Source organism: Thalassotalea sp. ND16A (assembly GCF_000764205.1).
Classification (GTDB): Bacteria; Pseudomonadota; Gammaproteobacteria; order Enterobacterales; family Alteromonadaceae; genus Thalassotalea_A.
The window spans coordinates 20175-45706 of record NZ_JQDZ01000053.1; the positions used below are offsets into that span (position 1 = coordinate 20175).

A 25532-nucleotide genomic window follows, 5' to 3' on the forward strand; every position below is an offset into this window, starting at 1 on the left:
CTCAGTATTTTTTTGGACTATGTCGCTAAAGCGGCTATTAATTCATGTGGTTGATAGATGTTTATTTTAGCGGTTTTAAAGTCTTTTACATTACGAGTAACGATACCATTGGCATTAACATGTAATGCCGAGTTATAAATAATAGCATCGTCAAAATCAGTAAAATTCGAGGTTAAAGAATCTTGAATAGTAATTCGATTTACTGGGGCTATTTCAAACATTTCCAATAGCAAGCCAATATTTTTAACAGCAAACTTTTTATCTTTATGGCGTTGTAATAAATACGCTATGGTTGATATTGAATTTGCGCATATGTAGCCATTAATCGTAGACTCTTCAACGGCATTAAAAAGTTGAACGGCATTATCTACAAAATTACTGCGCTGCTGCAACACATCAAGAAGAACATTTGTATCAAATAAAATATTCATTTGTATTTACTTTGCAAATACTCTTTATAATCGTTTTCATCAATATTCGACGTAGCCATGCAGCCTAACAACTTTTCAGTTACTGGTTTTGCTTTCACTTTACGGTTATCGGTTGACGTAGACGAGATAACGGTAAAAAACTCTGCCACAATTTGAGAAACTGACTTGCCATTTGCCTTGGCATAACTTTTAGCTTGTTGGATAAGTGTTTCTTCTACACTCAAGGTTAATTTTGTTTGCATTACTGCCTCCCTCCAATCAATATACGTACCCATTAAATATAAGTATACGTATAAGTTGTGCAGTGTCAAACCAATGCTCGATTTTCGGCTTAGGAACCAGGAACATGACTGCTTCTTGCTCCTTCTCTGGGTAACCTGGAAGTTGGGTTGGCGGGACTTCAGTCTCGCGTAAGGGCGTGGGGCGTGGTTAGCCCTGTTTTATTTTTGCTTTTGTTACCGCGTTGCGGTAATTACGCGAGGTTGAAACCCCGCCAACCGAGTAGCTCTTGGTTGGCGGGGTTTCAACCTCGCGTTCGGGTTAGTCGCCGAAGAGGGTTTTGAAGGTTTCCTGGTCGGCTTTAATTCTAAAACGCAGGAAGGCGCCTTTGGCAGTGTATTCGCTGCCGCTGAAATCGTCGTCTTCAAAACCGTCGATGTTAAAGCCTACACTTACCCATACGTTTTTCTCCGGGCTGTAGCCTATGGATGCGCCATAAGAGTAATCGACTATATCGGCATCCCAGGAATGAAGCATGTTGGCGTGTACACCAAAGTCCCACTGGGGGCTGAGATTGTGACGAATCTCGGTACCAATTAAGTCGGTAAAGCCGTCGTATTCTTCCTCATCGATGGTTTCTAATACGTACTTAAAGCTGTATTGCAGCGCTATTTGGGTGTCGTTATCGAGCAAATAGTTAACGTTGGTATTGTTGATCAAGCGACGACTTTTTAAGCGGTTAAATTCCGTTTCGTCTTCGTCATATTTAATTTCCAGCCGATCAAGCACTATCCAACGACTGACAATAGGACGGTAGGCGAAAGCTAAGCTGATGCTACTGGTTAAGCTGTTATTATCGTCGATGTTTGAATCTAAAGTCATTAGCTCAACTTTACCTGCCAGTACAATACCTTCGGCTAAATCGTGCACGGTTGAGCTGAGCAAATTCCACTTATCGTCCATGTCACTGGTGCGGTATTCTAATAAGCTGTCCCAGCCCCAGGCGTCCTGATTGTAATTGGCCCCCAGAGATACCGCAGTAAAGTCTTCCGAATTGATATTATCTTGATTAAAGTCGGTTTCATCATCCGGACTCTCTTGGGTGTTAGCCGGGGTGTTCGCCGCTTTGCTGTCATCACTTAGTAATTGCGCACGGTCTAAACCAAAATTTACGTCCCAGCTCGGCGATAACTCAATCGTTTGGAATAAACCATAATTGGCAAACACCCGGTCGCCATTTTCGCTTTGATCTTGTTGCAGGCTACTGCCTATGTTCATCCCGGTCCACGGTCTTGCCGTTACCCCTAACAATGTCATTTGCTCATTACCTTCATCGCCCTGGGCAAACTCCTGGTCGGCATTTAAGGTAATGGCGTCGGTGATATCATAATCGGCGCCAACACGAATGCGCGTTGGGTAATCCTGGTTTTCATCATCAGAGAAGGTATTCTCAAAATCTGTGGTTAGCGTTAAGTCGTTATCGAAGAAGTTTTGTCGGGTACCTAGAATGATTTGATCAGATTTCTGCTCTTGCTGGCTACTGGCGCCACCACTGTCTTTGGCCGTGCGCAAGCCGGCATAGTAATTAGAATCTTTCTCATCGTATTCAATGCGGGTTTCGGCCACATCTCGCTTGCGGGTGGTGGCTAAGTCTTTTTGCTGGAACAGTTCTACCTCAAGCTCCCACTCGTCGGTAAAGTTGTAACGACCTTGTGTGCCCACTTTGCGCATCGCTTCTTCGCTTTCGCTTTGCTGGCCCAAACCAAAGTTTGCGCGCTGCTCGCGCACATAGACTTTGCCGTCTAATTGCTCGCCCTGGTGTTCCACTTCAACAATATAGGCTTCACCACTGTGCTCCTCCCCTTCAAAGTCGGTATCGCTGCTGGCCACTTCGGCGCTAATGCGCACTTGCTCGCTCAGGTTATATTTAACATCGACACCGGTTAAGGTACCGCTGCGGCCAGAATCGCCTTCGGAGATATGAGTAATGCCCACTTCGCCGGCCTCGGCTTCACCATTGAAGCCCGGCAGAATAATGCCCACTCGACCACCGGCGACTAAATCGTCCTTGCCGGTATCACTTTCGGTTTCATACTCGGCGACGATGTAAATCGGGTTGTTTTCTCTGTCGCGACTAAAAATTGGCTGTTTAAAGAATAACGTACCGGCGACGTAGTCGATGTTGTAGTCAACAAAGCGCGACAATTGTCGCTCTTCAATAATTTCCTGGCTTTGGAAACGGTCACGGGTTTCTATGGTGATGGTTTCAGAGTTAACTAAGACATCGTTATTGCTTAAGTAATACAGGCCGGAAACCCCTTCGCCTTGTATTTCATCGCGCACAAAGGCTTGTTCGGTTTCGGCAGCAAACATGGTGACATTGTAATGCTCACCATTATATTCGGCCTTAACCCCGGTTAAGTTACGGTTGTAACTGGTCAGCTCTGCCGCACTTAAGCCGGTGTTAAAATCACCAAATAAGGCGTAGTACTGATCTTTTTCAATACGTAAGTACAACTTCTTTCGACTCGCCGCATCGTGTTCCTGAGTAGACGCATCACCATATAAAGTATAATAAGCGCCCGGGGTAATGGTTTGATTTAAGATCTCTTCGTCTTCACGCTTGGTGGTGTCATACGCCATGGTTAATAACCAATCGCCTTTGACTTTACCTTTGGCGTAAAACTTCACTTGTCCGTCCTGGTACAAGTCGTTTTCAAAATCATTCGCCGTTAATGCTTGTTGATTGCCAGTTAAATGGTTGTAGCCAAGGGTTCCTTCGGCAAAACCGACCAAGATCCAGTCGCGCAAATGCGGTTTCACGTAAAATTTAATTTTTTCAGAGACTTTGTCATCGTAAATGATTTCGGCGTTGTACATACCCGCCTTGGCGACCGGGTTAAATAATACGGTGCCATCTGGCGACATGGTAATTTGATCGGTTTTCTTCTCCAGCACGGCCCTATCGTACTCGCTTTCATACGGGCTTAACTCGGAATTTTCCAGAGTTAATTTCACTTCGGCCGGAATGTGGTTGCCCTGGTTATCGAGTAAGCCCAACTGAATTTTTACTGGCGTTTTGCCATCGGCAAAGTTGCCATCGCTGGCTAGCAAGCGCACTTTTTGCACTTCACCGGTACGAATTACGGTTATTTCTTCAGTAAAACGGGCATTGCCAAATGGGCCCATACCTTGCAGTTTTACCGTATGTTCACCCTGTTCACCAATTTCTACGCCAATGTAGTTATAGCTGGTAATGCCATTTTCACTGTCGACCGCTTTAAACGCCTGTCTGTCTTCTGCTACTGGCTTATTGTCAATGCTAAGCACTGGCGTTAAGCGTGAGTCTAACTGAAAGCGTATCGCGGTATGGGTACGAGATACGTACTGGCCATCGCTCAGGGATTGTATTCCCGGGGTCAAATCAACTTTCACTTTCGCGCTTTCCAGTACTTGCTGGCGACTTACCTGATAGCCATAAGCAGTACCAGTGGCAGAAGTTGAACTGGATTTGGATAACATTTCGCCACGATAAGTGTTGCTGGCATTGGGCTCACCAAATTGCACCTGGTTGCTTTTTGCCAATAATAACTTAGTGATTGAAATATCACTGCTGCCGGTTGTGTGAACCGTATTGCCATCATCACTGTTTAGCAGTTGATAACTCACCTGGGCCCGGGCAACACCGCTATAATCGATACTCTGCTCAAGCTCTGCGGTTGGCGTTAAGGTAAATGCCACCGTTTGCTGTTTCTCGTTCGTTAACGGCCAAATGATGGTGTCATTATGACGGGTCTGTTGGCTGCTCTTTTGGCTATTGGACTGGCTATTGGACTGGCTGTTATCGGCGCTGCGCTGTTGTGGCGGAATTTGCTTACCATTAACCCGGCCCGTGCCTGGCATAAGTTTCCAACCCACTGGCGGTTGGTAGGAGGCCATTACATTGTGCAGGTTACGGCGTGAGTTCGTATCAAGGTCCAAATTCACTGCCAATTCAACTTGCAGCTTTTTCGGGGCATACTGGCTGTCTGGATTGTGGCTGATAATGGCAATAATACGGCGGTTATCGGCATGCGCTTGTTCATCTTCGGCTAAGTTTATTGGCCGGGTTTCACCATAACCTTTGGTGGCAATTCGCGTTGGTGCTATAGCAAACTCTGCCGCCAACACCTTGGCAATAGCCGTGGCACGGCGATGCGATAACCTAAAGTTGTATTTTGACGAGCCTAACGTTGAAGTATGGCCGGTAATGGTGACGTTAGAGTCGGGATTAGCGATTAAGTATTCGGCGAGTTTTTGTACTTCCGGGTAGTACTGCGCTTTCACTGTCGATTTGTCATGATCAAAGTTTACCTGCAACTCTACTTTCCAGGTTTGGCGTGTGCTGATGCTTTGCTCAATGCGCATTTGCCCAACCGCGGCAATTTTTTGGCGCAAGTGGAAGTTAGTGCGCCACAATGTGCCGCCCTGCACTTCGACAAATTCAGAGAACGCTGTGCCGGCCCGGCGGCTGCTCTGGGTACATTCCACCACTTCCAGGTGATCCGGCAGGCTGTCAACGTCGAGTTGTACTACGTGGCTTCCCGGTTTCACCCCTTCGATGTGCCATTGGCCGTTACTGTCGGTATTGACAAAGGTACCGTCTTCCATATAGATACGTACGCCTTGAACACCTGGGCGTTGCTCGATGGGCGAGTCTAAATCGGCGTTACAGTCATCCCAGATAACCCGGCCCATTAAAATCGATTTCGAGCTGAATAAGTCTTCCACTATGGTCAATGACGCTAATGCGCTGGCGTCACGGTGTTGCTGTGACAATAGCTCGGCAACATTGATTGCTTGCCCTAATGGCGTGGCCGCGGTGACTTGCGTTACGTATTTCACCGTTAAGCTGTCTTCAACATCCACCGCGTTAATGGCAATTTGCATGGTGCGGCCATCGTCGCTGATTTGTGGGTTGTCTACCACTTGCTCATTAATGGTTAAGCTGTCTTTGACGTAGCGAAAACCAATGGGCAAGGTGTCAATGATGATGTCGGCATCACTAGGGCTTAATATCGACGGGTTACTGACTTCAACCGTAAACTGGACAAAATCGCCGAGTGCCGCAGAGGATTTGTTGCTGCGTTTGCTGATAAATGGGTCGGTGGCAATCGGGTCAATCGGTACGTCTATCTCTAGTGCCGGGCCAGGCACTACGGCAAACGTTTCAAAGCGAGAACCAAGCACCAGAGTGAGTTCGTCACCATTACTCAATTGTGCTAGTTCTTCATCGGTTTTACTGGTTGGCCCTGCCAGGTAGCCATCGGGAGTCTCAATTTGTAAACGGTAATTGCCCGCAGCGACCAACGGGAAGTAGTAAGCCCCCTGCCCCAACTGGTAAATATTGCCAGCGCTATCTATTACCTCTTGACCGGACACGATGCTCGAAGGGTAAGCCGTAACGCCATCAGGGGAGAACACTTCGGCCGGCTGTTCGGTGTCGGCATTGATTAAAGTGATAGCAATGTCATTAATGCCCTCGCCGGTAGCCGAATTAAAAATAAACCCGAACGGGTCAATTAACGCCGCGGTCGCCGACACATCCGATTGATCGAAGCGGTCGGTATAGCTGGCTTCAATTCTGCTGTTCGGTAATACACTTAAACGGCCATCAATATCTTCGCTACTGCTATAGATAGAAGCAATATAACCAATGAACACCCCGGTATTGACGCCAGTTTCGGTGAGTATGAGCACCTCGGCATCGCTGCCCAGATCGGTAGAAATGGTAATAATTATGGTTTCTTTAACCGCGTCATTGCGATTTTGATCTAAATCGGTAACCTTTATGAATATCGGATCGGCCGGCGCGTAACTGCTGGTTTCATTTAAGTTAAGCGTGGTTGGAAACACCAAGTCGTCATGGTCTATGGCTCTAGAGCCGGCTGGCACCGGCGAATTATCGTCAATATAAGGGCCAAGTTCGCCACCATTGCTTGAGTATTGCAACAGCTCAAGATCAAAGGCGGTGCTATTGTTGTTATCAACAGAGTTAAACTGATAAAACTCGATAATTGACGGGGTTTTGTTCGGGCTCTCGGTAAACACCACTTTAACCGTGGTTTCTGCCGTTAATTCACCGCCATTAAAGCTTAAAATCGCCTGATTGGTGACTTGCTCGCCATTTTGCGCAAGGCGATCAGCAGCGTTTGCCGGCAAAGCGCCTAATATAAGCATGAGCGAAAACATAGGCAAAAGCACGCTGGCATGCATGCTTTTGCCTATGTTCTGCTTTAAATTATTGTACATGGTGTTAGTTATTCCGTTAACTGTGCCATTAAAAATTTGAGTTAAAATACCAATAAGTGTTACAGACTTTGTTGCACACAAAAGCGTTTCACCAGCATTAACGCCAGCAAACTTTTTCATTGTGGTTAACAAAATCTGTAACAACTTCATACCGTATCTAACGTATCGCGTTCAATTAGAGCTAAGCACTAATTGATCGTTACCTGGTAAGTCACCACGGCAGTTTCGTTGGCAAGAATATCGCCATCGTTTACCGCATTGGTACTTTTTACCGGCATGGTGTTTACCGACCAAGGTAAGTCACCGCTATAAGCTGCATCGTTTAATTCAATCGAGTCAGCAATATAAATGGTAAAGTTAGGAATTACGTCCATCACTTTTGCACCGGTTACTATTGCCGCTGAATTATTCGATACGGTTATACGATAAGTTAGAGCATCGCCAGGGCTTGCTTCCATGAAAGTCACATAGGTGCTGTCAGCTGCCGACGATAATTTCACTTCTTTGCTAAATACCAAGGTTGAAGGTACGGTGACACTGATCACTATCTCATTGTTACCACCGTCTGATGTGGTGCTTTTTGCATTCGCATCGGTGTCAGAGGTAACCGAGAAATTAATGGTATGTGCTGGATTTGCTGCACCACCATTCACCGTACCCGTGGTAACGGTTACTACAACATCTTTCACCTCACCAATCTGCACACCTGCCGGTACGTTGGTCAGATCAGAGCCAGTTACCGTTTGCAGGGTGATTAGCGCCGGAGATTCCGGAATGGTATTACCGTTACCGTCGGTAGTGGCAATCGTTCCGGCAGTTCGAGATATCACCCGGTAGGTACCTGGGTAAGTACCGTTGCCATCCGATAAACGTATAATGTCGTTATCGTCAAACATATCCTGGGTAGCGGCTGGTATTTTCAACACATTATTGCTGTCCATTGGCGCACTCATAATACTGGCACCAAGCTCAACCGAGTTGCCGCCGGCAAAACTGATGGTAGGGGTATCTACGCCATCGTTTTGCAGGTTTTCTGTGGCTAAAGTATAAGTGTCCTTACCGTTGGCATTGGCGGCAAAGGTGTAGGTAAACTGCACATTTTGCCCGGCCTCAACCGTAGCCGTGGTGCTATTGACACTAATATCTATAGCCGCCGCAACCAGTTTGACTTTTACCGTGGCAGAGGCATAGGCCGAGCCACCGTTATAAGTCAGTTTTGCACTCGAATGTATGGTAGCCTGGGCACCGGTGCTGGCATAAGCGGTATCAACGAACAGTATGCCAACAGCAATAATGGCACAAAGTTTCAGCCATTTATTTACTTTTAATAATCCCATGTTCTACTCCTTGTTATTGTTATTAACTTAAAATAGATTTGAATTAGTCTACGGTTACAGAGTAAGTAATGGTTACCACGTCACTTCCCTTCATAACACCACCAGCTGAAGTCGTTGCACCATTGCCTAAATGGATTACAATCGTGTCATCTGTGTAGTCTGAAGCGGTGCCATTATCATCATACTCACCTTCAACTTGTGTACCTGAAACAACATCAAGAGTGTTTGTTGCATCGGCATCTAAAGTATCAGGTGTATTTGTATAATTTACAGCTAATGATAAAGGAACATATTTAGTGTAAAGAGGTAAAATATCTGTGACTGTCACCGCAGATGATTCTGCTAAACCAGCTGTTACTGATACCGTTACTTTATAATCAAGGGTATTACCAGGAGACGCACCATCGGCTACAGTAATAGCGTAACTGGTATCTGGTTCCGTTGATAATTTCACCAATTTGTCAACCGTTACGCTAGAAGCTTTATAGGTTAATGTTTGATCTGCACCTGTGCCAGTTAAGCCACCACCACTACCATCTCCAGCTTCATCCGTTTCAACATTTAAATCTGCAGTTACTATGCCATCATCCGTATCATGTGAGTTAATGGCCGTTGTATCTAGACGTAAAAATTTACGCTCACCAATAACGTCACCTACAGATAGCGTTGATAAATCAGCGGCACCACCACCTACGGTCCTTAATACCATGGTATCTTGTATCTCTGCAGTTAATACCTCAGTGCCTGCGTTATAACTTGGAGCATTGCCGACGACAAAGCTGACAACTTCAAATACAGTGGCTGTACCACTAACATAAACAACAACAGTATCATCATCAGCAAACCCTTCTAAAGTACCGCCAGGGAAAGTTAAGGTGTCTGTTGTATCATTTATGTCTACTATTACTGCACTACCTAGAGTCACTCCAGTAACCGGAGCAGCGGTAACAGCATCGGTTGCGCTAGTCACTAAATGAAGACTTGACGATGCCGAATTAGCTTCAATGTTTATACCTTCAACTGGAGTTGAAGAGAGAAGATAGTCACTGGAGCCGTTAGCTTGTGCATCAATGGTGTAGATTGTTTGATAAAGGCCACTAAGAGACCCATCCGTTAATTCTGAAGGCGTTAAAATTGCAGCAGCATCAACAAAGGCGACATCAACACTTACTACATCTGTCGCCGTTTTTGGTGTGCTACTATTAACGGAAGTATAGGTGACATCTACTTTGTTGAATATTGTCGTTTTAGCACTTGTGTTTGCAAATGCCTGGTTCACTCCTACAGTCATCGCAACTATTGCCGCGGCTGTAGTAAGTTTGGTTTTTAAGTTATTATTTTTCATAACCTTACCTCTCTGTTTAATTAAATTTCTGTTGTTTCTGTTAAATTTTTACTTTGCCTTTGATAACAATAAAGGCAGGTTAGCTAGTTTTGTTTTCGGCGATGGTGTTATTGATTAACGACAACCTGAAAACTTACCTGACCAGTGCTAGTTGCTGGAATATCTTTAACAACCCAGCGCAATGCACTGATATCACTAGCTTGTGCAGATATTGTTTCTCCTCCTTTAATGGTTACCGTGGCAGAGTCAGCAGCTTGATACTCCGTATCGTTGCTCACTTTCACTAAAATTTGTGTGCCGTCTCCTGCGGCACTCCCTAAAACGTATGTGGTTCCTGGTGGAACCGGTGAATCGATGGCCACATTGGTGGCGATTTCATCACCGGAATTTTGATAAGACAAAGTGAAAAATAAGGTTTCACCGGCGGCAATTTCGGTTGCCGCAACGCGCTGGGTCGTTTGCTGTCCGTTTTGCTCAATTATCAGGTCTTTTTCTACGACTTGCTGAATCTCAACCTTAGGCGCAGCCATTAATACGCATGGCAACAAGGCCAGATTAAATGCGATCAGTTTTTTCAATATATTCATTTTTACTCCTATTAAATAATTACTTAACCACGACCTGGTAAGTAAAAATAATGCTATCGCCGGCCACAAAAGAGCCGGTTAAATCAAGTTTAAAATTGGTAATATTTTCATCGATATTGTTGTTAGTACCATCTTGAGTAATAACCACCGGATGGGTATAACTAATGCCATCATTGGCGGAATAACTTGGTTCAACATAAGTTAAGCCCGCGGCGGCGCAATCAAGACAAATGAGGCTATCGTCTAAGCTATTATTGCTATTAAAAATAAAAGCACTGTACGGGCTAATATTGTCACTGACACTGACGGTTTCGGCATCACCCTCACTGTTATTTTCGATTAGAATTTGGTACTGCAATAAATCACCAATTTTTGCCTGCACAATTGGCGTACCCGGATTAGAAAACAGAAATACTTCTTTGGTAACGGTGAGTTCCGGGGGAATAATGACCGGGATGGTGGCAAATTCGATATCCCAAATTGTACCTTCACTACCTTCATTTGCTGTCACCTGTATTTGCCAGTTTCCTTGGGGGTCGGCTAATAGCACATCGTATGAAAACTCAACCATGACTTGTGCTGCCGTTAAATCGATTACTGTGACGTTGTCTTTTTGCGCTTGTGAAAGCAGAGGTGTTTTTACTGCTGAGGCGCTATCGGTGAGGATAAAATCGACTGATGATATATCGAAGGTGCCAAATGGATCGCTAATGATAGCCCTACCATACATAGTATTTCCGGGTTCAATACTACTCGCGCTACTGCCGCTGGTGCTAGTTTGTCCGTCAACGTATGCCGTGCTGAAAAAATTAATTTGATCGACAGCAATCACCGTTGGGGTGTCAATTTGAACTTGTGATATTTGATTGCCATTAACATACGGGGTTAAATTAAAAGCGTAGTCAACGTCATTATTTTGTACCAGCAGCTTTAAGGTTTTATCCAGGGCAGGATCTAAAGTGTTGAAGTTAGTATCAACAACTAAAGAAAATTGCTCTAAGCCCGGGCTGCTGCTAATCCATGTATTGCCTTGACTACCATCAAGATTCCATTGTGCAACGATATTATTATTGTCATCGAGCAAGGCAAAGCCCATATTTACATTACCGGTACGCCAATTTCCAGTACGGTCGAGATACAATTCTAAGTTCACCAGGTCTACGGTAAAGTCAGTCACCAAGTTAGGGTCTAAGGTCCACACATGGCAATAATTTGCCGCTAAGTTGGCTAAACAATTTGCACTGCCAGCATTTCTTGCAATGCTTATGGTGCCATTGTCACTGGTAGGCGGGTTGCGTGATAAATGTGGCCGCGTAGTGCTAGAGGCAGCATTGGTTGCCGTCGTATTATCGCCCCATAAATACAGCTGCTTTATTGTGGTTAACGGGGTTAACTGGATCACTGTGAAATTGCTGGTTACGACAACATCACTGGCCATATAGGCAGAACTTAGGGTAGCGGTATTGGTTATCACTGTGCCAGCGGACGTTGCGTCTAGTATATCAACCGTGTATTCAATGATAACTTCAGCTCCGGCTGGCACCGTAATATTACTGATATTAACCTGACTTGCAGTTGAGTTGTCCATTGCGCCTGCAGGTAACAAGGTAATGTTGAGATTCTCTAAATCAGCAACAATGTTGTCAACTATCGAAACACCGATAACATCATAACCGGCAGTTTCCGTTAAGGTAATGGTGTACTTTATTTGGTCACCGGCTTCAGCAACACCAGCATTGGTATCGGTATAAAATTTTGTTGAAGTGGAGAGGTCGCCACTTAACAAGGTATAACTAAAGGTTTGACTGTTATTGCTGGTGACGTTGTCAAACTCGCCGCCAACAATTGGATAAGGGTCGTCAACGGTGCCCGGAATAGAGACATCGACAGAAAAATTAGTTGTTGCGCTTGCACTGACCGAAACAGGGACATCAAAATAATCTTGACTGCCATTGGCATAGTTGACAGATTGCGTACATTCGATGGTACTAGGCGCAATAGTTAACGTACAACTCCAGCCATTGCTGCTAAATGTAGTTGCGCCATTTAAGGTTAAATCGGTTGGCAGCAATACCGTTGCGGTTAAATTACCCGCAGTAGCAAAAGGCCCGTGATTATCGATAACGACTCTGATCTCGGCGCTTGTATCGCGAGACGAGATTGGATTTGCAGATACCCCTTGGATAACTTCCAAATCGGCAACATTTACGTTTAAAATACTGAGCACTTCGGCACTTAACAGCACCATGTCTTCACCCGATTTATACACCGTTGTTACCTGCATAGCATCTGCGCTTACTAACGACGTAATGTCGTAAATATCTAGGTCTACTCCATATACATTGGTTTGCCAGGTAGTTGAAGACAAGGTTTCATCGGCAATGGTGGAATTGAACTGATTATTGTTTGGGTTAATCGGGCTAAAGCTTAATGCTTGCCCTTCAAAGACTAAATTTTCATCGACATCGGTTCTGTTTTCATCACCTTCCCAGGTAATGTGTGCATGTTTGCCGCGATTGACCCCAGCGCCAGGCAAATCAGCATTCGCCGGTACCCGGAAGTTTTTTGGCGTTAAGGTCAGTGATTCATTCCAGAATTCGTCAAAACCCTCAAATACGTTGATCAGTCTTAACGGTTCATTTGGCTCTTCATAGATAACAATTAATGACCAGCCAGCCATCAATAAATAACCACATAAGCTTGGTGGTTGCTGTATATTTAAATCGGTTAAGGTGAACGAGTAGGAGCCACCATTGGCAACACCTATCATGCTTTGCACTAAGGCCGTAACGTCGGCTGCCCCCGAAAAATAAGGATAATCATAATCTTTTATCACTTCGGTATACTGGCGATCAGCAGCTGCATTTACTTCAGAAGTTATCGAACTGCCCGAAAAGGTTATCGTATAGTCAGGTGTTACGCCGGATGATGCCCAGTAAAGATGGGCTTTGGCTACAGTTGCACCGGCCGGAATGCCATGCAGTTGCCCGGTGGCCGAAGTGGTAAGTCCACATTGAGTGGCAGATGTACGAAATGAGCCCGCCGTGCCGACAAAGTTACCATTGCCAGCCCAGCCAAGTTCGTCTCTTAATTCTACTTCAGTACCTGAAAAGGCAGGGAAAGAACATAGCGTAAACAATAGAAAAAAGGGTGCAAAAATTCTACAGCCAAAACGTGAACATTTTTGCAGTAAATTTAGTGTTATTTTTATTATTGCTAAATTTCTTTTCAATCCATTACATTCTACTGCTCTGCAAGTAGAATAACTCCATTAAATTAACAACATTAATTAAAGGCGAAAAAGCACACAAATCCGTGGCACTTAATTCACCAACAAACAACTTTAAGCCCAATTAAAATGGGCTTTTAATAGAAAGGTCGTTAACTGTTCGAACGAGTCTTTTTATTGTTATTTTTTAGTTAAACTGTATATCTGTTAATGACTGGTATAACCAGCTTACAGATATATTGCAATATAACACAAAATCAAACATTTAGAAAAGAGCTCCTCACGAATTTTTCTCGATTGAAATATTAATTTTTTGTTATGAATTTTCTATGTTAAAAACTTTAATATTAGGTTAAAGCCCTCTCCAATTTTAGCTCCCAACACGCCAACCATTTTTTAATTTTGGAGACGATAATTGTTTGTTTTGGTTGGCGAGAATTGATGATTTTGGTTGGCGGGAATTCATTCTCGCGTGATTACCGCAGGTAAGTTTTTTTACCGCGCTGAGGTATAACGCGAGGTTGGAAACCCAGCCAACCGGGTTAGTTTTGGTTTTGGTTTTGGTTTTGGTTTTGGGGCGATTAGACAAAAAAAGGAGCCGAAGCTCCTTTTTTATAACGCGAAATTAACCTTGGTTTAGGTTACCGCGTTGCGGTAATTATGCGAGGTTGAAACCCCGCCAACCTATTACGCGTTTGCTCTTGGTTATGCGGCGATTTGAATCGCCAACCGGGTTACCAGATTTTTACGCGTTTGCTCTTGGATTATGCGGCGATACTTGATCGCCGCCTTCTTGATTACCAGATTTTTACGCGTTTTTCCGGGGCGATGTACATTTTGTCGCCTTCTTTGATGCCGTAGGCTTCATAGAACTCGTTCATGTTTGATAATGAACCTAATGCGCGGAAGTGACCTGGCGAATGTGAGTCAGTGGCAATGCGTTCGCGTTGCGCTTTCTCGGTGTGCTTTTGACGCCAGATTTGCGCGTAACCCATGAAGAAGCGTTGATCACCGGTTAAGCCATCAATTACTGGCGCTTCGGCACCGTTAAGTGAGTTTTGGTAAGCGCGGTAAGCAATGGTTAAACCCGATAAATCACCGATGTTCTCACCTAAAGTTAACTCACCATTGATCTGTGCATCGCCAAACATTGAGTAACCATTGTATTGCTCAACCAGTTGCGACGAACGCTTTTTAAATTCAGCCAAGTCTTGCTCAGTCCACCAGTTTTTCATGTTACCTTCGGCATCGTACTTGCTGCCCTGGTCATCAAAACCGTGACCCATTTCATGGCCAATAACGGCGCCAATACCACCGTAGTTTACCGCTTCGTCAGCTTCTAAGTTGAAGAATGGCGGTTGTAAAATAGCGGCGGGAAATACAATTTCGTTTACCGTTGGATTGTAGTAAGCATTAACCGTTTGTGGTGTCATGCCCCATTCCCACGTGTGAATTGGACCACCTAACTTGGCAACGCCTTTGGCAAAACCGTCAGCGTCGGCACTGATCAAGTTGGCAATGAGATCATCGGCAGAAATTTCAATTGCCGAGTAATCTTCCCAGCGGTCCGGGTAACCAATTTTAGGCGTAAACGCGGCTAATTTTACCCGTGCTGCTTTTTTGGTGTCGCCTGACATCCATTCTAGCGCATCAATTGACTCGCCGTAGGCGCTACGTAAATTTTCAACCAGCGTCGTCATCCGGCCTTTCGCTTCAGTAGGGAAATGACGTTTAACATACACTTTACCAATAACTTCACCCAAGTTGCCGTTAACTAAGCTTACACCACGTTTCCAGCGAGGTTTTTGCTCTTGCTGGCCGTTAATGGTTTTTCCGTAGAAATCAAAACTTTGAGCGGCAATATCTTCACTTAAATTAGAAGCAAAACCACCAATAACTTGCCAGTTAAGGAAAGTTTTCCAGGTAGCCATGTCGGTATTGGCAACAATGTCACCAAAACCAGCAACGAAATCGGGTTGGTTAAGGATGATATTTTGCTGGTCACTAACGCCTAACGTTTCTAACCAGACAGTCCAGTTGAAGTTGTTGGTTACGTTCTTTAAATCGCTGGTGGCAAATTTGTTGTAGCGTTTTTCACTGTCACGGGTTTGTACACGGGTCCAATGCAATTTAGCCATCTTGGTTTCTAGCGCCATGATAGTTTCTGCTGCAGCTTGCGGGTTTTCTTGACCGGCTAGTTCAAACATTTTAGCGATGTGAGCAACATAGGCCGCGCGCATTTCAACAAAACGTTCGTCTTCTTTGAAGTAATAATCTCTGTCGGGAAGACCTAACCCTGAATGCCATACATGGCCAGCGTAGGTGCTTGAATTTTTCGCATCAACACTGACGTAGTAGTACAACGGAGAATCTAAACCAATTTTTTGTGCCTTGGCAAAAAACTTGGCTAAGTCATCTTTTGATGCAAGCGCGGCAACTTCCGCTAAAAATGGCTCAATCGGCTTAATACCCAAGGCATTAAGTTTCTCAGTATCCATAAACGAACTGAATAAATCGGCTACTTTTTGCTCATCGGTGCCAACGGTTAAGTTTTTAGCCGCGGCTAATTCTTCAATAATGGCATTTACATCATCGTCTGATTTATCGCGCAAGTCATAGAAAGAACCAATCGATGTTTTGTCAGCAGGTATGGCATTGGCGTCTAACCAACCGCCATTGATGTGCATGTAAAAATCGTCTTGTGGACGAATTTCAGTGTTCATATTAGCGCGTTCGATGCCTGAGGCTAATACAGTTTTTTGTGTTTCTACCGCTGCAGATGACTCTGTAGTGGTAGCCGAATCATTACAACCGGCTAATAAAAGTAGAGACGAGCATACAACGCCCGTTAATAAAGATTTCATAGATTTTTCCTGAAATTAAACCGCTGCATGTGCTGCGAGACGATTTACCTTGATATTATTTTAATACTATTTGGGTATTTTTCGCATTTGATAGTACGGGGATTTAAAAGCAAGATCTAGTCATAACAAGCAAGATTCATGTTTTGTTACATGTTGATGAGAAACTATACGTAAAGAATTATTGGCGAAAAAGTGAATAGCTACGGGCAATGGAAAGAAAGCTTCGGGCTACGAGCAGCGTGCTTGATAAAATCAGGAGTGGTATTAATGAACTGAAGGCAGCGGGCAGTGAAAAGAAAGCTACGGGCAGCATGTTTGATAAAACCGGAACAGTGTAAATTAAATTGGAAGCAGCGGACAGCATGTTTGACCATACCGCCAAGGCTGCATTGATTTAATTGTTAGAATTATAAAGATTCTTATGATTTTCCACGGGCTGCCCGCAGCTATTCGCCCGTAGCCAGTAGCTTTATTTTTTGCGAAAAAAAAGACGCCAGGCGGCGTCCAAAAACCTTTTTCGAAATGTGCGAGCATTTGAAATTTCAAGTTTGAATGGGGGTTCAAACTTATAGTTAACAAAGCACATATTAGGCCAACTTTATTTAGCCTGACTTTTCAACAAGTTAAGGTTCTGTCATTTTCGTAGTGTAAATTAGTTCGACAAAAGTTATGGTTGTCGGCACTTTGCCCGTTAATTGATATAACCGTTTTGCTGTAGATAATTGACGATTTGCAGCGCACATTGCTCAATGCTGAGATCTGCAGTTTGCACATGGATCTCAGGGGTTTGCGGAATGTCGTAAGCCGAATCAATACCGGTAAAATCTTTTATTTCGCCAGCACGAGCCATTTTGTACAAACCTTTTGGGTCGCGTTGCTCACAAATTTCAATTGGGGTGTCGATGAATACTTCGATAAACTCCCCCTGCTCCAGCATCTCTCTGGCCATATCCCGGTCCGATTGAAACGGCGAAATAAATGCGGTGCTACAAATTAAGCCTGAGTCGACAAACAATTTACCTACTTGGCTAATGCGGCGAATATTTTCCACTCGGTCTTCGTCTGAAAAACCTAAATCGCCATTTAAGCCATGGCGTACATTGTCACCGTCGAGCAGGTAGGTGTGGCATTTGCGTTGAAACAAAAGATCATCGACGGCATTGGCCACGGTAGATTTTCCTGAGCCGCTTAAGCCGGTGTACCAAAGTAAACAAGGCTTTTGCCCTTTTAAATCGGCTCTTTCAGTTTTGGTTACTTGATGAGCATGCCAAACGGTGTTTTCTGTTTTCATAAGAGTCCTTCGGACTGAAGATACGAGGTACAAGGTACAAGGTACAAGCAGTCATTTGTATAATTATAAATTGGTATTATTTTTTAACGAGAGGCTTAATTTTTGAATTAAAGCGCCTAACATCTTTGTTATTAGTTCATTTTCTACTAGGTAAACATCAGCCAATTTTGGGGCTAAGTAATTTATATCTTTTGCAATCATCAATTGTGTAGTCAACTCACCCGCAGACCCTTTGGCAATACTGACAAATCTAATTTTCTCTTTTAAAGAAGATCTCTCAAACCCTTCAGCAATATTACTTGGCACTGATAATGCGGAACGGGTTATTTGGTCTTTAAAGCCATAATCACGATTATGACTAAATTCTTTATAAATATCGACACAGAGTTGATAACTCTTTTGCCAAACTTCTAGCTCTTTAAAATGCATTCAACAATCCTTGTTTAATACTTATTCAAACACTATATTATAGCGCTAAAACAATGTAACAAAAATTTAAACCCATCTACCTGTACCTTAAAACTGTGGGTACAAGATACAGGGTACGAGGTACAAGCAGTATGCTGGATGTTACTAGCGATGATATCTTTTGTGATCTCAGACGCTACCCGCAAAAAATAATTAAATTACACTTTTCTCATAAGATCAAATACGCTGTTTGTACCTTGTAGCCTAAGCTCTTAATTAGTAGCCCGCACACCCCATAATTTACACTGTTGATATTATTCCAACCATACTGCCTGTACCTTGTACCCTGTACCTCGTATCCGGCTCTTAAAACGGAAATACGAGAGGGATCATATACAGCACCACGGCACTGTAGGTTATTGATACTGGTACACCAACTTTGACAAAATCTTTCAAGCGATAGTTACCGGCGTTAAACACCATAACGTTGGTTTGATAACCATAGGGACTGATAAAGCTACCACTGGCGCCAAACGCTACCGCCATAATAAAGGGTAATGGGTTCGCCTCTAAACCTATCGCAATATTATAGGCGATAGGAAAAACTAATGCCGCGGCGGCATTGTTGGTGATCACCTCAGTCAGTATCAAGGTGATAATGAACACCGCAACAAAGGCGATCATCACGCTTTTATCTTGCAAGAAACTATGCACCAAATCGGCGATTACCAGCGATATGCCGGTGCTTTCTAACGCCGTGGCCAAGGTTAAAGCACTGACCACAATTAACCAGATTTCTAACGGGAAACGGCGTTTGATTTCATTGATCGACAAACAGTTAAAGGCAAATAAGGCGGCCATGTAAAACATTAAGCATTTTAATAACGCGACTTCAAAAAACACCGACGAACCAATGGCGGCGAGAAAGCCGATAAGGGTGAATTTGTCGCGCCAGCCGGAAAGCATATCTTCCGGCTCAACCCCGGTTAAGATAAAGAAATTTTTGGTTAAGTTAGTCCGGCTAACAAAGTCATTACCAACCGCTAATACCAGAAAATCCCCCGACTGGATCACCAAATCACCGAGTTTACCCGACAAGGTAGAACCTTCGCGTCTAATGGCAACCACGGCAGCGTCAAAACGCGCCCGAAAGCCGGCTTTCTTTAACGTTAAACCGATAATGGCAGAGCCCGGTTTGATCAACACTTCGGTTAAGTTGTCGCGTAACAAGCCGTCTTGCTCGGCAAACAATTGCAAGCCGTCAAACTGTTGCAGCACAAATACTTTTGAAATATCGCCGGTAAAAATAAGCTTGTCACCCGGCTGAATGTATTCTTCTGGCGTTACCGGTGAAATTAAATGGCCATGACGGATTATTTCAATAAGAAATAATGAGTCCATCGAACGTAAGCCATTTTCTTCAATGGAACTGCCAATCAACTTAGAGTCGCCAGTCACTTCCGCTTCAACGAAATAATGCTTGTCATCTTTCGGGTCGGCCTCCGTTTTCGGCAAGGTACGAATACGAATAAACAACACCAATAAACAGGCGCCCATTGCCGCTAAACCGACCAGGGTAAAATCAAAAAATTTTAAACTCGGCAGGCCGCGCTCAATCAACATAGAGTTAACAATAAGGTTGGTTGAGGTGCCGACCAGCGTTAATGTACCGCCTAATATTGCCGCGTAAGACAGGGGTAAGAGTAATCGGCCGGGGTTAATAAATTTATTATTTTTTATCGGTGATATTAAGGTTGCCACCACAGCGGTATTATTTAAAATTGCCGAGGCAAATGCGGTGGTTAGTAAGGTTCTCAGATAAGAGCGAAGCGGAGATTTATTGATTAACTTACTGGCCAAAACCCGTAAAAAGCTGGTGCGTTCAAAGGCAAACGAGCAATTGATTAATAGAATTAACGTTAATAATCCCGGGTTAATGGCGTTATCGAAGATTTGCTCGGTGGAGACAAAAGATAACACCAAACATGCCATGGTCGCAGCCGCAAAGACACGTTCCGGGCTATGTTGGTACTTCACCAATCCGACTAAGGTGCCGGCAAATATTGCTAGCATCAACCATTGATCAATGTTGAGCATTGAGGGCCTTTTCTTGTGCTATAAGCATCGTGCTACGAGCTACGGGCAGACAGTATTAACCTGCAGCAATTCTTACGTTAATATACGTTTGTTGGTGCATTAAACTGGTGGCTCGTTGCTAAAAGCTTGTCGCTGATAACTTTTTATCATTATTTTATAAACATATACCAAGCTATTTTTTCTAGCAAGGAAGGATTAAAAAAAGTCGGGCATTCCCGACTTTTTAGTTAGCGCTAGCATTTAAGCCACAAGCTGAGGTGGTAAAATCCAATTATCCAGATTGCTTCAACCGTTCAGCCCGTAGCTCGTAGCTTCTTTTAGCCCGTAGCTATTGCGCTTTAAACCGTTTTACAGTTCCACTCAGGGAAGTTTTTACGAATAAAGGCATTCAGCTCAACTTCGGTTGCGCTGTATTGTCTTAACTCTTCTACAATATTTTCACCGTCGACTTGAGTTTTGGTGATCATACCGGCGCCCACAGTAATGTTGGTTAAACGGTCGATAATGACAAAAGAGCCCGTGCCTTCAACACTTTGATAGCCATCGACAACCACAGGGTTGGTGGTGGCAATATTACAAGATGCAATTTCGTTCAGCTTCATCTCGTCTTCTTGCACATGCTCTAAAGTATTCACATCTACCCGGTAATTGATGTTTTCAATACGAGCATAGGTATTTTTGCTACCTATTTTAAGCTCGTATTCTTTACCCGGTTGTAGCGCGGCTTCACTCATCCACACGATAGAGGCTTCAAATTTGTCGGTAACCGTTGCCAATTTATTGGAGCGAACGATTACGTCGCCACGAGAAACATCAATTTCATCGTTAAGGGTTAAGGTCACCGCCTGGCCAACAAACGCGGATTCTAACTCACCATCGGCGGTTACAATGCTTTTCACTGAAGAGGTTTTACCCGAAGGTAACGCGGTGATCACATCACCAATATTGATTACGCCGCCAGCAACGGTGCCACAAAAACCGCGAAAATCGAGGTTTGGACGAGTTACGTATTGCACTGGAAAACGAAAGTCTTCTAAATTCTTGTCATCATCAATCTTAACCGTATCCAATAGGGCCATTAAGGTGGCACCTGGGTACCATTCCATCGCTTCCGACTTGTTTACTACGTTGTCACCTTTTAACGCTGAAATTGGCACGAAACGTACGTCTGGGATGTTCAACTCATTAGCAAATGTACGATAATCTTCTTTAATCTTACGGTATTCGTCTTGACTGAAATCGACTAAATCCATTTTGTTTACCGCAACAATTACGTGCTTGATACCAAGTAATGAAGCAATGTAACTGTGACGTTTGGTTTGAGTTTGTACGCCGTATCGGGCATCGATCATCACGATGGCCAAATCACAATTTGATGCACCTGTGGCCATGTTACGAGTGTATTGCTCGTGACCTGGACAATCCGCAATAATGAATTTGCGTTTTTCGGTAGCAAAATAACGGTAGGCGACATCAATTGTGATGCCTTGCTCACGTTCCGATTGCAAACCATCAACCAGTAGCGCTAAATCGAACTCTTCGTTGGTGGTATTGAATTTTTTTGAATCGTTTTTGATCGCATCTAAATGATCTTCAAAAATTAATTTTGAGTCATGCAGCAAGCGACCAATTAAGGTAGATTTACCGTCATCAACATTGCCGCAGGTTAAAAAGCGCAGCATATCTTTGTTTTCATGTACTTTTAGATATTCTTCAATATCGTTTTCTAGTAAAGCTTGTTCTGTACTCATGGGTGCTTCCTATCATAATAGAGATACAGATTAAAAGGTACGAGGTACAAGGTACAAGGTACAAGTTGTTTGTGTATCTATCTGCTATTACGTAAATTATCTATTAATTATTACCATTATATTTTAAGCCGCGAGGTGCATGTACCTTGTACCTTGTACCTCGTACCTAAATTAGAAATAACCTTCCATTTTCTTCTTTTCCATCGAACCGGATGAGTCGTGATCGATCATTCGGCCCTGGCGTTCAGAAGTTTTGGTTAATAGCATTTCCTGGATAACTTCTGGCAATGTCGTCGCTTCAGACTCTACTGCACCGGTAAGTGGGTAATCACCTAAAGTTCGAAAACGCACCATTTTCTGCATTGGTATTTCGCCCTCTTTTAATGGCATGCGGTCATCATCTACCATGATCAATGTGCCATCACGCTCAACTACCGGGCGTTTTGCCGACAAGTAAAGCGGCACAATGTCGATATTTTCTAAATGGATATATTGCCAGATATCAAGTTCGGTCCAGTTCGATAATGGGAAAACCCGAATGCTTTCGCCTTGGTTCACTTTACCGTTGTAGGTATTCCATAACTCTGGACGCTGGCTTTTTGGGTCCCAACGATGGTTTTTATCGCGGAATGAATACACTCGTTCTTTCGCCCGTGATTTTTCTTCATCGCGACGAGCACCACCAAAGGCGGCATCAAACTGATGTTTATTCAGCGCTTGTTTTAAGCCCTGGGTTTTCATCACATCGGTAAATTTTGAACTGCCGTGATCAAATGGATTCATACCGGCGGCACGACCTTCTTCATTGGTGTGAACAATTAAATCCATGCCGTATTTTTCTGCCATTTTATCGCGAAAGGCGATCATTTCTTTAAATTTCCACGTAGTGTCTACGTGCATTAACGGAAATGGCGGCTTCGCCGGGAAAAATGCTTTCATGGCTAAATGCAACATTACGGCAGAGTCTTTACCTACTGAGTAAAGCATTACCGGGTTATCGAATTCTGCGGCCACTTCCCTGATGATGTGGATTGATTCAGCTTCCAGCTGTTTTAAATGTGTTAAATTCATTGGTAACCATTTAATTAAAGTGAATGAAAAGATTGTAAGATTTTTATGGGCAGGATTATCCCACAATTATGCGGCTGATACTACACCATCTTATTACTAAAACACATTATATCGTTATTTGATAGTGAGAAAGGTTATAGGGAAAAGATCAGGGTACAAGGTACAAGGTACAAGGTACAGGCAGTGTATTTGGGATTAATAGAAAGTGTAATTTAATTATATGTTGTGGATAACGACTGGGATCACAAAAAAATATCATCACTAGTAGCCTCCGCAGACTGCTTGTACCCTGTACCTTGTACCCCGTATCTTAAAACAAAAGGGAAGCATATAGCTTCCCTTGTCGTTTGTTTTAAAATTGATGCTTAGTGTTGACGGTCAGCACGTTCTTTACGTGGCTTACGGGCAACAGCGGCAACGGGGGCGTCAGATACTGAGATATCCAGTTGCTGGCGACGTACACGGACGGTACGTAGTTTGTTGAACGCATCTTTTGGCATGCCTTTTGGCAACTGAACGATCGTGTGGTTATCGTTTAAGTTAATTTGACCAATGTAGGCACTGTCTAATGAGATCTCATTGGCAATGGCACCAACGATATCGCCTGGGCGTGCGCCGTGCTCTTTACCAACTTCAATGCGGTATGCTTGCCAATCTACATCCGGGCGTGCCTGTGAACGACGACGGTCATTGCCACGTTCGCTACGCTCACCACGATTACCACGATTGTCTCTGTCATCACGACCACGGCCACGACGCTCATCACGTGAGCCACGGTCATTGCGATCGTTACGGCCACGGGCGTCACGGTCTGAACGTTCACGACGAGGACGTACGTCTTCTTTTGGTTGTAGCGGTTGCTTTAATTGTTTATCAAACAATAAGGCAGCGGCTAAATCGGTCATCGACAGTTCAGAGTCGGCAGCCATTTTTTCTAAGATTTCACGCATTGCGGTTAAATCTTTATCAGCAACAGAAGTCACAAGAGATTGACGACAACGTTCAATACGGCTTAAGCCAATTTCTTGAATGGTTGGTAATTCAAAGGTATTAACAGCACCTGATGTGGCACGTTCGTAATGACGTAAGTTATACATTTCACGTGGGCGTACAAATGAAATTGCAGTACCTTCACGACCGGCACGACCAGTACGACCAATACGGTGAACGTAAGATTCAGTTTCACCCGGTAAGTCGTAGTTAACCACTAAGTCGATGCGTGGAATGTCTAAACCACGGGCAACAACGTCGGTAGCGACCATGATTGATAACTTGCCGTTTTTCAATTGCTCAACAGTACGTTCACGCTGTGCCTGATTCATGTCACCGTTTAAGGCAGCACTGGCATAACCTAAACGCTCTAATTGCTCAGAGATAGTTACGGTGTCGTTACGGGTACGCACGAAAACAAGCATGGCGTCGTAATCATAGGTTTCAACAATACGCTCAATCGCAGTATTTTTGCTGATACCAGATACTTTCCACGCCAATTGGGTGATGTTCTTTTTCGATTCTTTTTTCGCGGCAATTTTAACGTGTACCGGGTTGGTTAAGAAACGATCGGCAATTTTCTTGATTTGTGTTGGCATAGTGGCAGAGAACAACGCCATTTGCGTTTGCTCTGGCAAGTGATCAAGGATCCACTCGATGTCTTCTAAGAAACCCATGTTTAGCATTTCATCGGCTTCGTCTAATGCACAAAACGTTAATTCGTTAAGCTTTAGAGTTTTACGGCGTAAATGGTCCATTAAGCGACCCGGAGTACCAACAACAACCTGTGCACCTTTTTCAAGTTGCGACAATTGTGGGCCGTAAGACTGACCACCGTAAAGGGTAGCAACACGTAAACCTTTCATCCCTTTCGCAAATTCTTCGATAGCTTCGGCTACCTGAATCGCTAATTCACGAGTTGGTGCTAAAACCATCATTTGTGGTTTGCGTAATTTAACGTCAATGTTAGCAAGGGCAGGCAAACCGAAAGCGGCGGTTTTACCAGTACCAGTTTGCGCTTCACCTAATACATGGCGGCCTTCCAATAAAGGGCCAATGGTTTTTTCTTGGATAGGAGTAGGATTTTCAAACCCCATGCCGGTAAGTGTTGATAATAAAACTTCAGGCAAACCTAAGTCGGCAAAGCTAACAGTAGCGTTGTTTAATTCAGTCATTAATTGTGTCTTCTAAATATAAGCAGATTAATAACCAATAGGAAATATCAGGCAATTGGCGCCTAAGTTGGTTCCATACGGTAATAACTGCAAAAAAATTCAAAGTTAAACCGCGGAAGACTTATGGCGAGATCGTGGCGCTATGTAGATATGCTCAATACACAGGCAGTTGGTGATCTATAGCTAATTCGATTCTGCTCTAGAGTTAATCTCTTGATGAACAGTTTGTGCTAGCTCTTGGCAAGTCAGGTGGCGGAAATAACCACTCTTTAGTGTCAATTTCGCAAACTCTCTGTATGTTTGCGAATTGTAATTCTTAAGTGCTAGGTAAACAGCTGTTTTAAGAAAGTTGGCGCATCATACCGTTTTCTAAAACTATTGCAAGTAATATTGGGCAATAAATAGTCAGAAAAAAGTGAGGGTAAGTACTTTTTCTTATTAAATCA

Annotated in this window: 14 protein-coding genes; all 14 read right to left on the minus strand. The window is 43.8% G+C overall.

Annotated elements, in window-relative coordinates:
- Positions 1–17 precede the first annotated feature (17 nt).
- The gene (locus ND16A_RS09560; RefSeq protein ID WP_033077555.1) at positions 18–431 is read right to left on the minus strand and encodes a PIN domain-containing protein; all 414 of its coding nucleotides are present in this window, start codon (positions 429–431) and stop codon (positions 18–20) included.
- Positions 428–673, minus strand: coding sequence for a DUF6364 family protein (locus ND16A_RS09555; RefSeq protein WP_033077556.1), 246 nt, complete (start codon positions 671–673; stop codon positions 428–430). Before ND16A_RS09555 ends, ND16A_RS09560 begins: the two co-directional genes overlap by 4 nt.
- Positions 674–971: 298 nt before the next feature.
- Positions 972–7091, minus strand: coding sequence for an OmpA family protein (locus tag ND16A_RS09550; RefSeq protein WP_033077557.1), 6120 nt, complete (start codon positions 7089–7091; stop codon positions 972–974).
- 38 nt (positions 7092–7129) lie between these two features.
- On the minus strand, positions 7130–8278 hold the full coding sequence (locus ND16A_RS09545) for a DUF11 domain-containing protein (protein WP_033077558.1): 1149 nt from the start codon (positions 8276–8278) through the stop codon (positions 7130–7132).
- A 43-nt stretch (positions 8279–8321) separates the two neighbouring features.
- A complete protein-coding gene (locus tag ND16A_RS09540) occupies positions 8322–9623 on the minus strand; it encodes a hypothetical protein (RefSeq protein ID WP_033077559.1) in 1302 nt (433 codons plus the stop codon).
- Positions 9624–9730: 107 nt separating this feature from the next.
- Positions 9731–10210, minus strand: a complete 480-nt coding sequence (locus tag ND16A_RS09535) for a DUF11 domain-containing protein (RefSeq protein WP_033077560.1) — start codon at positions 10208–10210, stop codon at positions 9731–9733.
- 19 nt (positions 10211–10229) lie between these two features.
- Entirely contained in the window at positions 10230–13442 is a 3213-nt protein-coding gene (locus ND16A_RS09530) for a DUF11 domain-containing protein (protein ID WP_033077561.1), read from the minus strand.
- A gap of 794 nt (positions 13443–14236) precedes the next feature.
- Positions 14237–16303, minus strand: coding sequence for a M13 family metallopeptidase (locus ND16A_RS09525; protein WP_033077563.1), 2067 nt, complete (start codon positions 16301–16303; stop codon positions 14237–14239).
- A 691-nt stretch (positions 16304–16994) separates the two neighbouring features.
- Positions 16995–17594 (minus strand): adenylyl-sulfate kinase, encoded by a 600-nt coding sequence (gene cysC / locus ND16A_RS09520; RefSeq protein WP_033077564.1) that lies wholly within the window; start codon positions 17592–17594, stop codon positions 16995–16997.
- Positions 17595–17657: 63 nt separating this feature from the next.
- Positions 17658–18023 (minus strand): four helix bundle protein, encoded by a 366-nt coding sequence (locus ND16A_RS09515; RefSeq protein ID WP_033077565.1) that lies wholly within the window; start codon positions 18021–18023, stop codon positions 17658–17660.
- A gap of 345 nt (positions 18024–18368) precedes the next feature.
- Complete coding sequence (locus ND16A_RS09510; protein ID WP_033077566.1) at positions 18369–20099, minus strand: SLC13 family permease; 1731 nt, start codon at positions 20097–20099, stop codon at positions 18369–18371.
- Between the two features lie 338 nt (positions 20100–20437).
- Positions 20438–21850, minus strand: a complete 1413-nt coding sequence (cysN, locus tag ND16A_RS09505) for a sulfate adenylyltransferase subunit CysN (protein WP_033077567.1) — start codon at positions 21848–21850, stop codon at positions 20438–20440.
- A gap of 171 nt (positions 21851–22021) precedes the next feature.
- Entirely contained in the window at positions 22022–22921 is a 900-nt protein-coding gene (gene cysD / locus ND16A_RS09500; RefSeq protein WP_033077568.1) for a sulfate adenylyltransferase subunit CysD, read from the minus strand.
- A 365-nt stretch (positions 22922–23286) separates the two neighbouring features.
- Positions 23287–25086, minus strand: a complete 1800-nt coding sequence (locus tag ND16A_RS09495; protein ID WP_033077569.1) for a DEAD/DEAH box helicase — start codon at positions 25084–25086, stop codon at positions 23287–23289.
- Between the last annotated feature and the right edge of the window lie 446 nt (positions 25087–25532).

Excerpts from the sequence above, each read along its gene's own strand:
- cysN (WP_033077567.1), bottom strand. The coding sequence starts at position 21,850 with ATGAGTACAGAACAAGCTTTACTAGAAAACGATATTGAAGAATATCTA.
- ND16A_RS09560 (WP_033077555.1), bottom strand. The coding sequence starts at position 431 with ATGAATATTTTATTTGATACAAATGTTCTTCTTGATGTGTTGCAGCAG.
- ND16A_RS09545 (WP_033077558.1), bottom strand. The coding sequence starts at position 8,278 with ATGGGATTATTAAAAGTAAATAAATGGCTGAAACTTTGTGCCATTATT.
- ND16A_RS09510 (WP_033077566.1), bottom strand. The coding sequence starts at position 20,099 with ATGCTCAACATTGATCAATGGTTGATGCTAGCAATATTTGCCGGCACC.
- cysD (WP_033077568.1), bottom strand. The coding sequence starts at position 22,921 with ATGAATTTAACACATTTAAAACAGCTGGAAGCTGAATCAATCCACATC.
- ND16A_RS09555 (WP_033077556.1), bottom strand. The coding sequence starts at position 673 with ATGCAAACAAAATTAACCTTGAGTGTAGAAGAAACACTTATCCAACAA.
- ND16A_RS09540 (WP_033077559.1), bottom strand. The coding sequence starts at position 9,623 with ATGAAAAATAATAACTTAAAAACCAAACTTACTACAGCCGCGGCAATA.
- ND16A_RS09550 (WP_033077557.1), bottom strand. The coding sequence starts at position 7,091 with ATGAAGTTGTTACAGATTTTGTTAACCACAATGAAAAAGTTTGCTGGC.
- ND16A_RS09535 (WP_033077560.1), bottom strand. The coding sequence starts at position 10,210 with ATGAATATATTGAAAAAACTGATCGCATTTAATCTGGCCTTGTTGCCA.
- ND16A_RS09525 (WP_033077563.1), bottom strand. The coding sequence starts at position 16,303 with ATGAAATCTTTATTAACGGGCGTTGTATGCTCGTCTCTACTTTTATTA.
- ND16A_RS09515 (WP_033077565.1), bottom strand. The coding sequence starts at position 18,023 with ATGCATTTTAAAGAGCTAGAAGTTTGGCAAAAGAGTTATCAACTCTGT.
- ND16A_RS09495 (WP_033077569.1), bottom strand. The coding sequence starts at position 25,086 with ATGACTGAATTAAACAACGCTACTGTTAGCTTTGCCGACTTAGGTTTG.
- cysC (WP_033077564.1), bottom strand. The coding sequence starts at position 17,594 with ATGAAAACAGAAAACACCGTTTGGCATGCTCATCAAGTAACCAAAACT.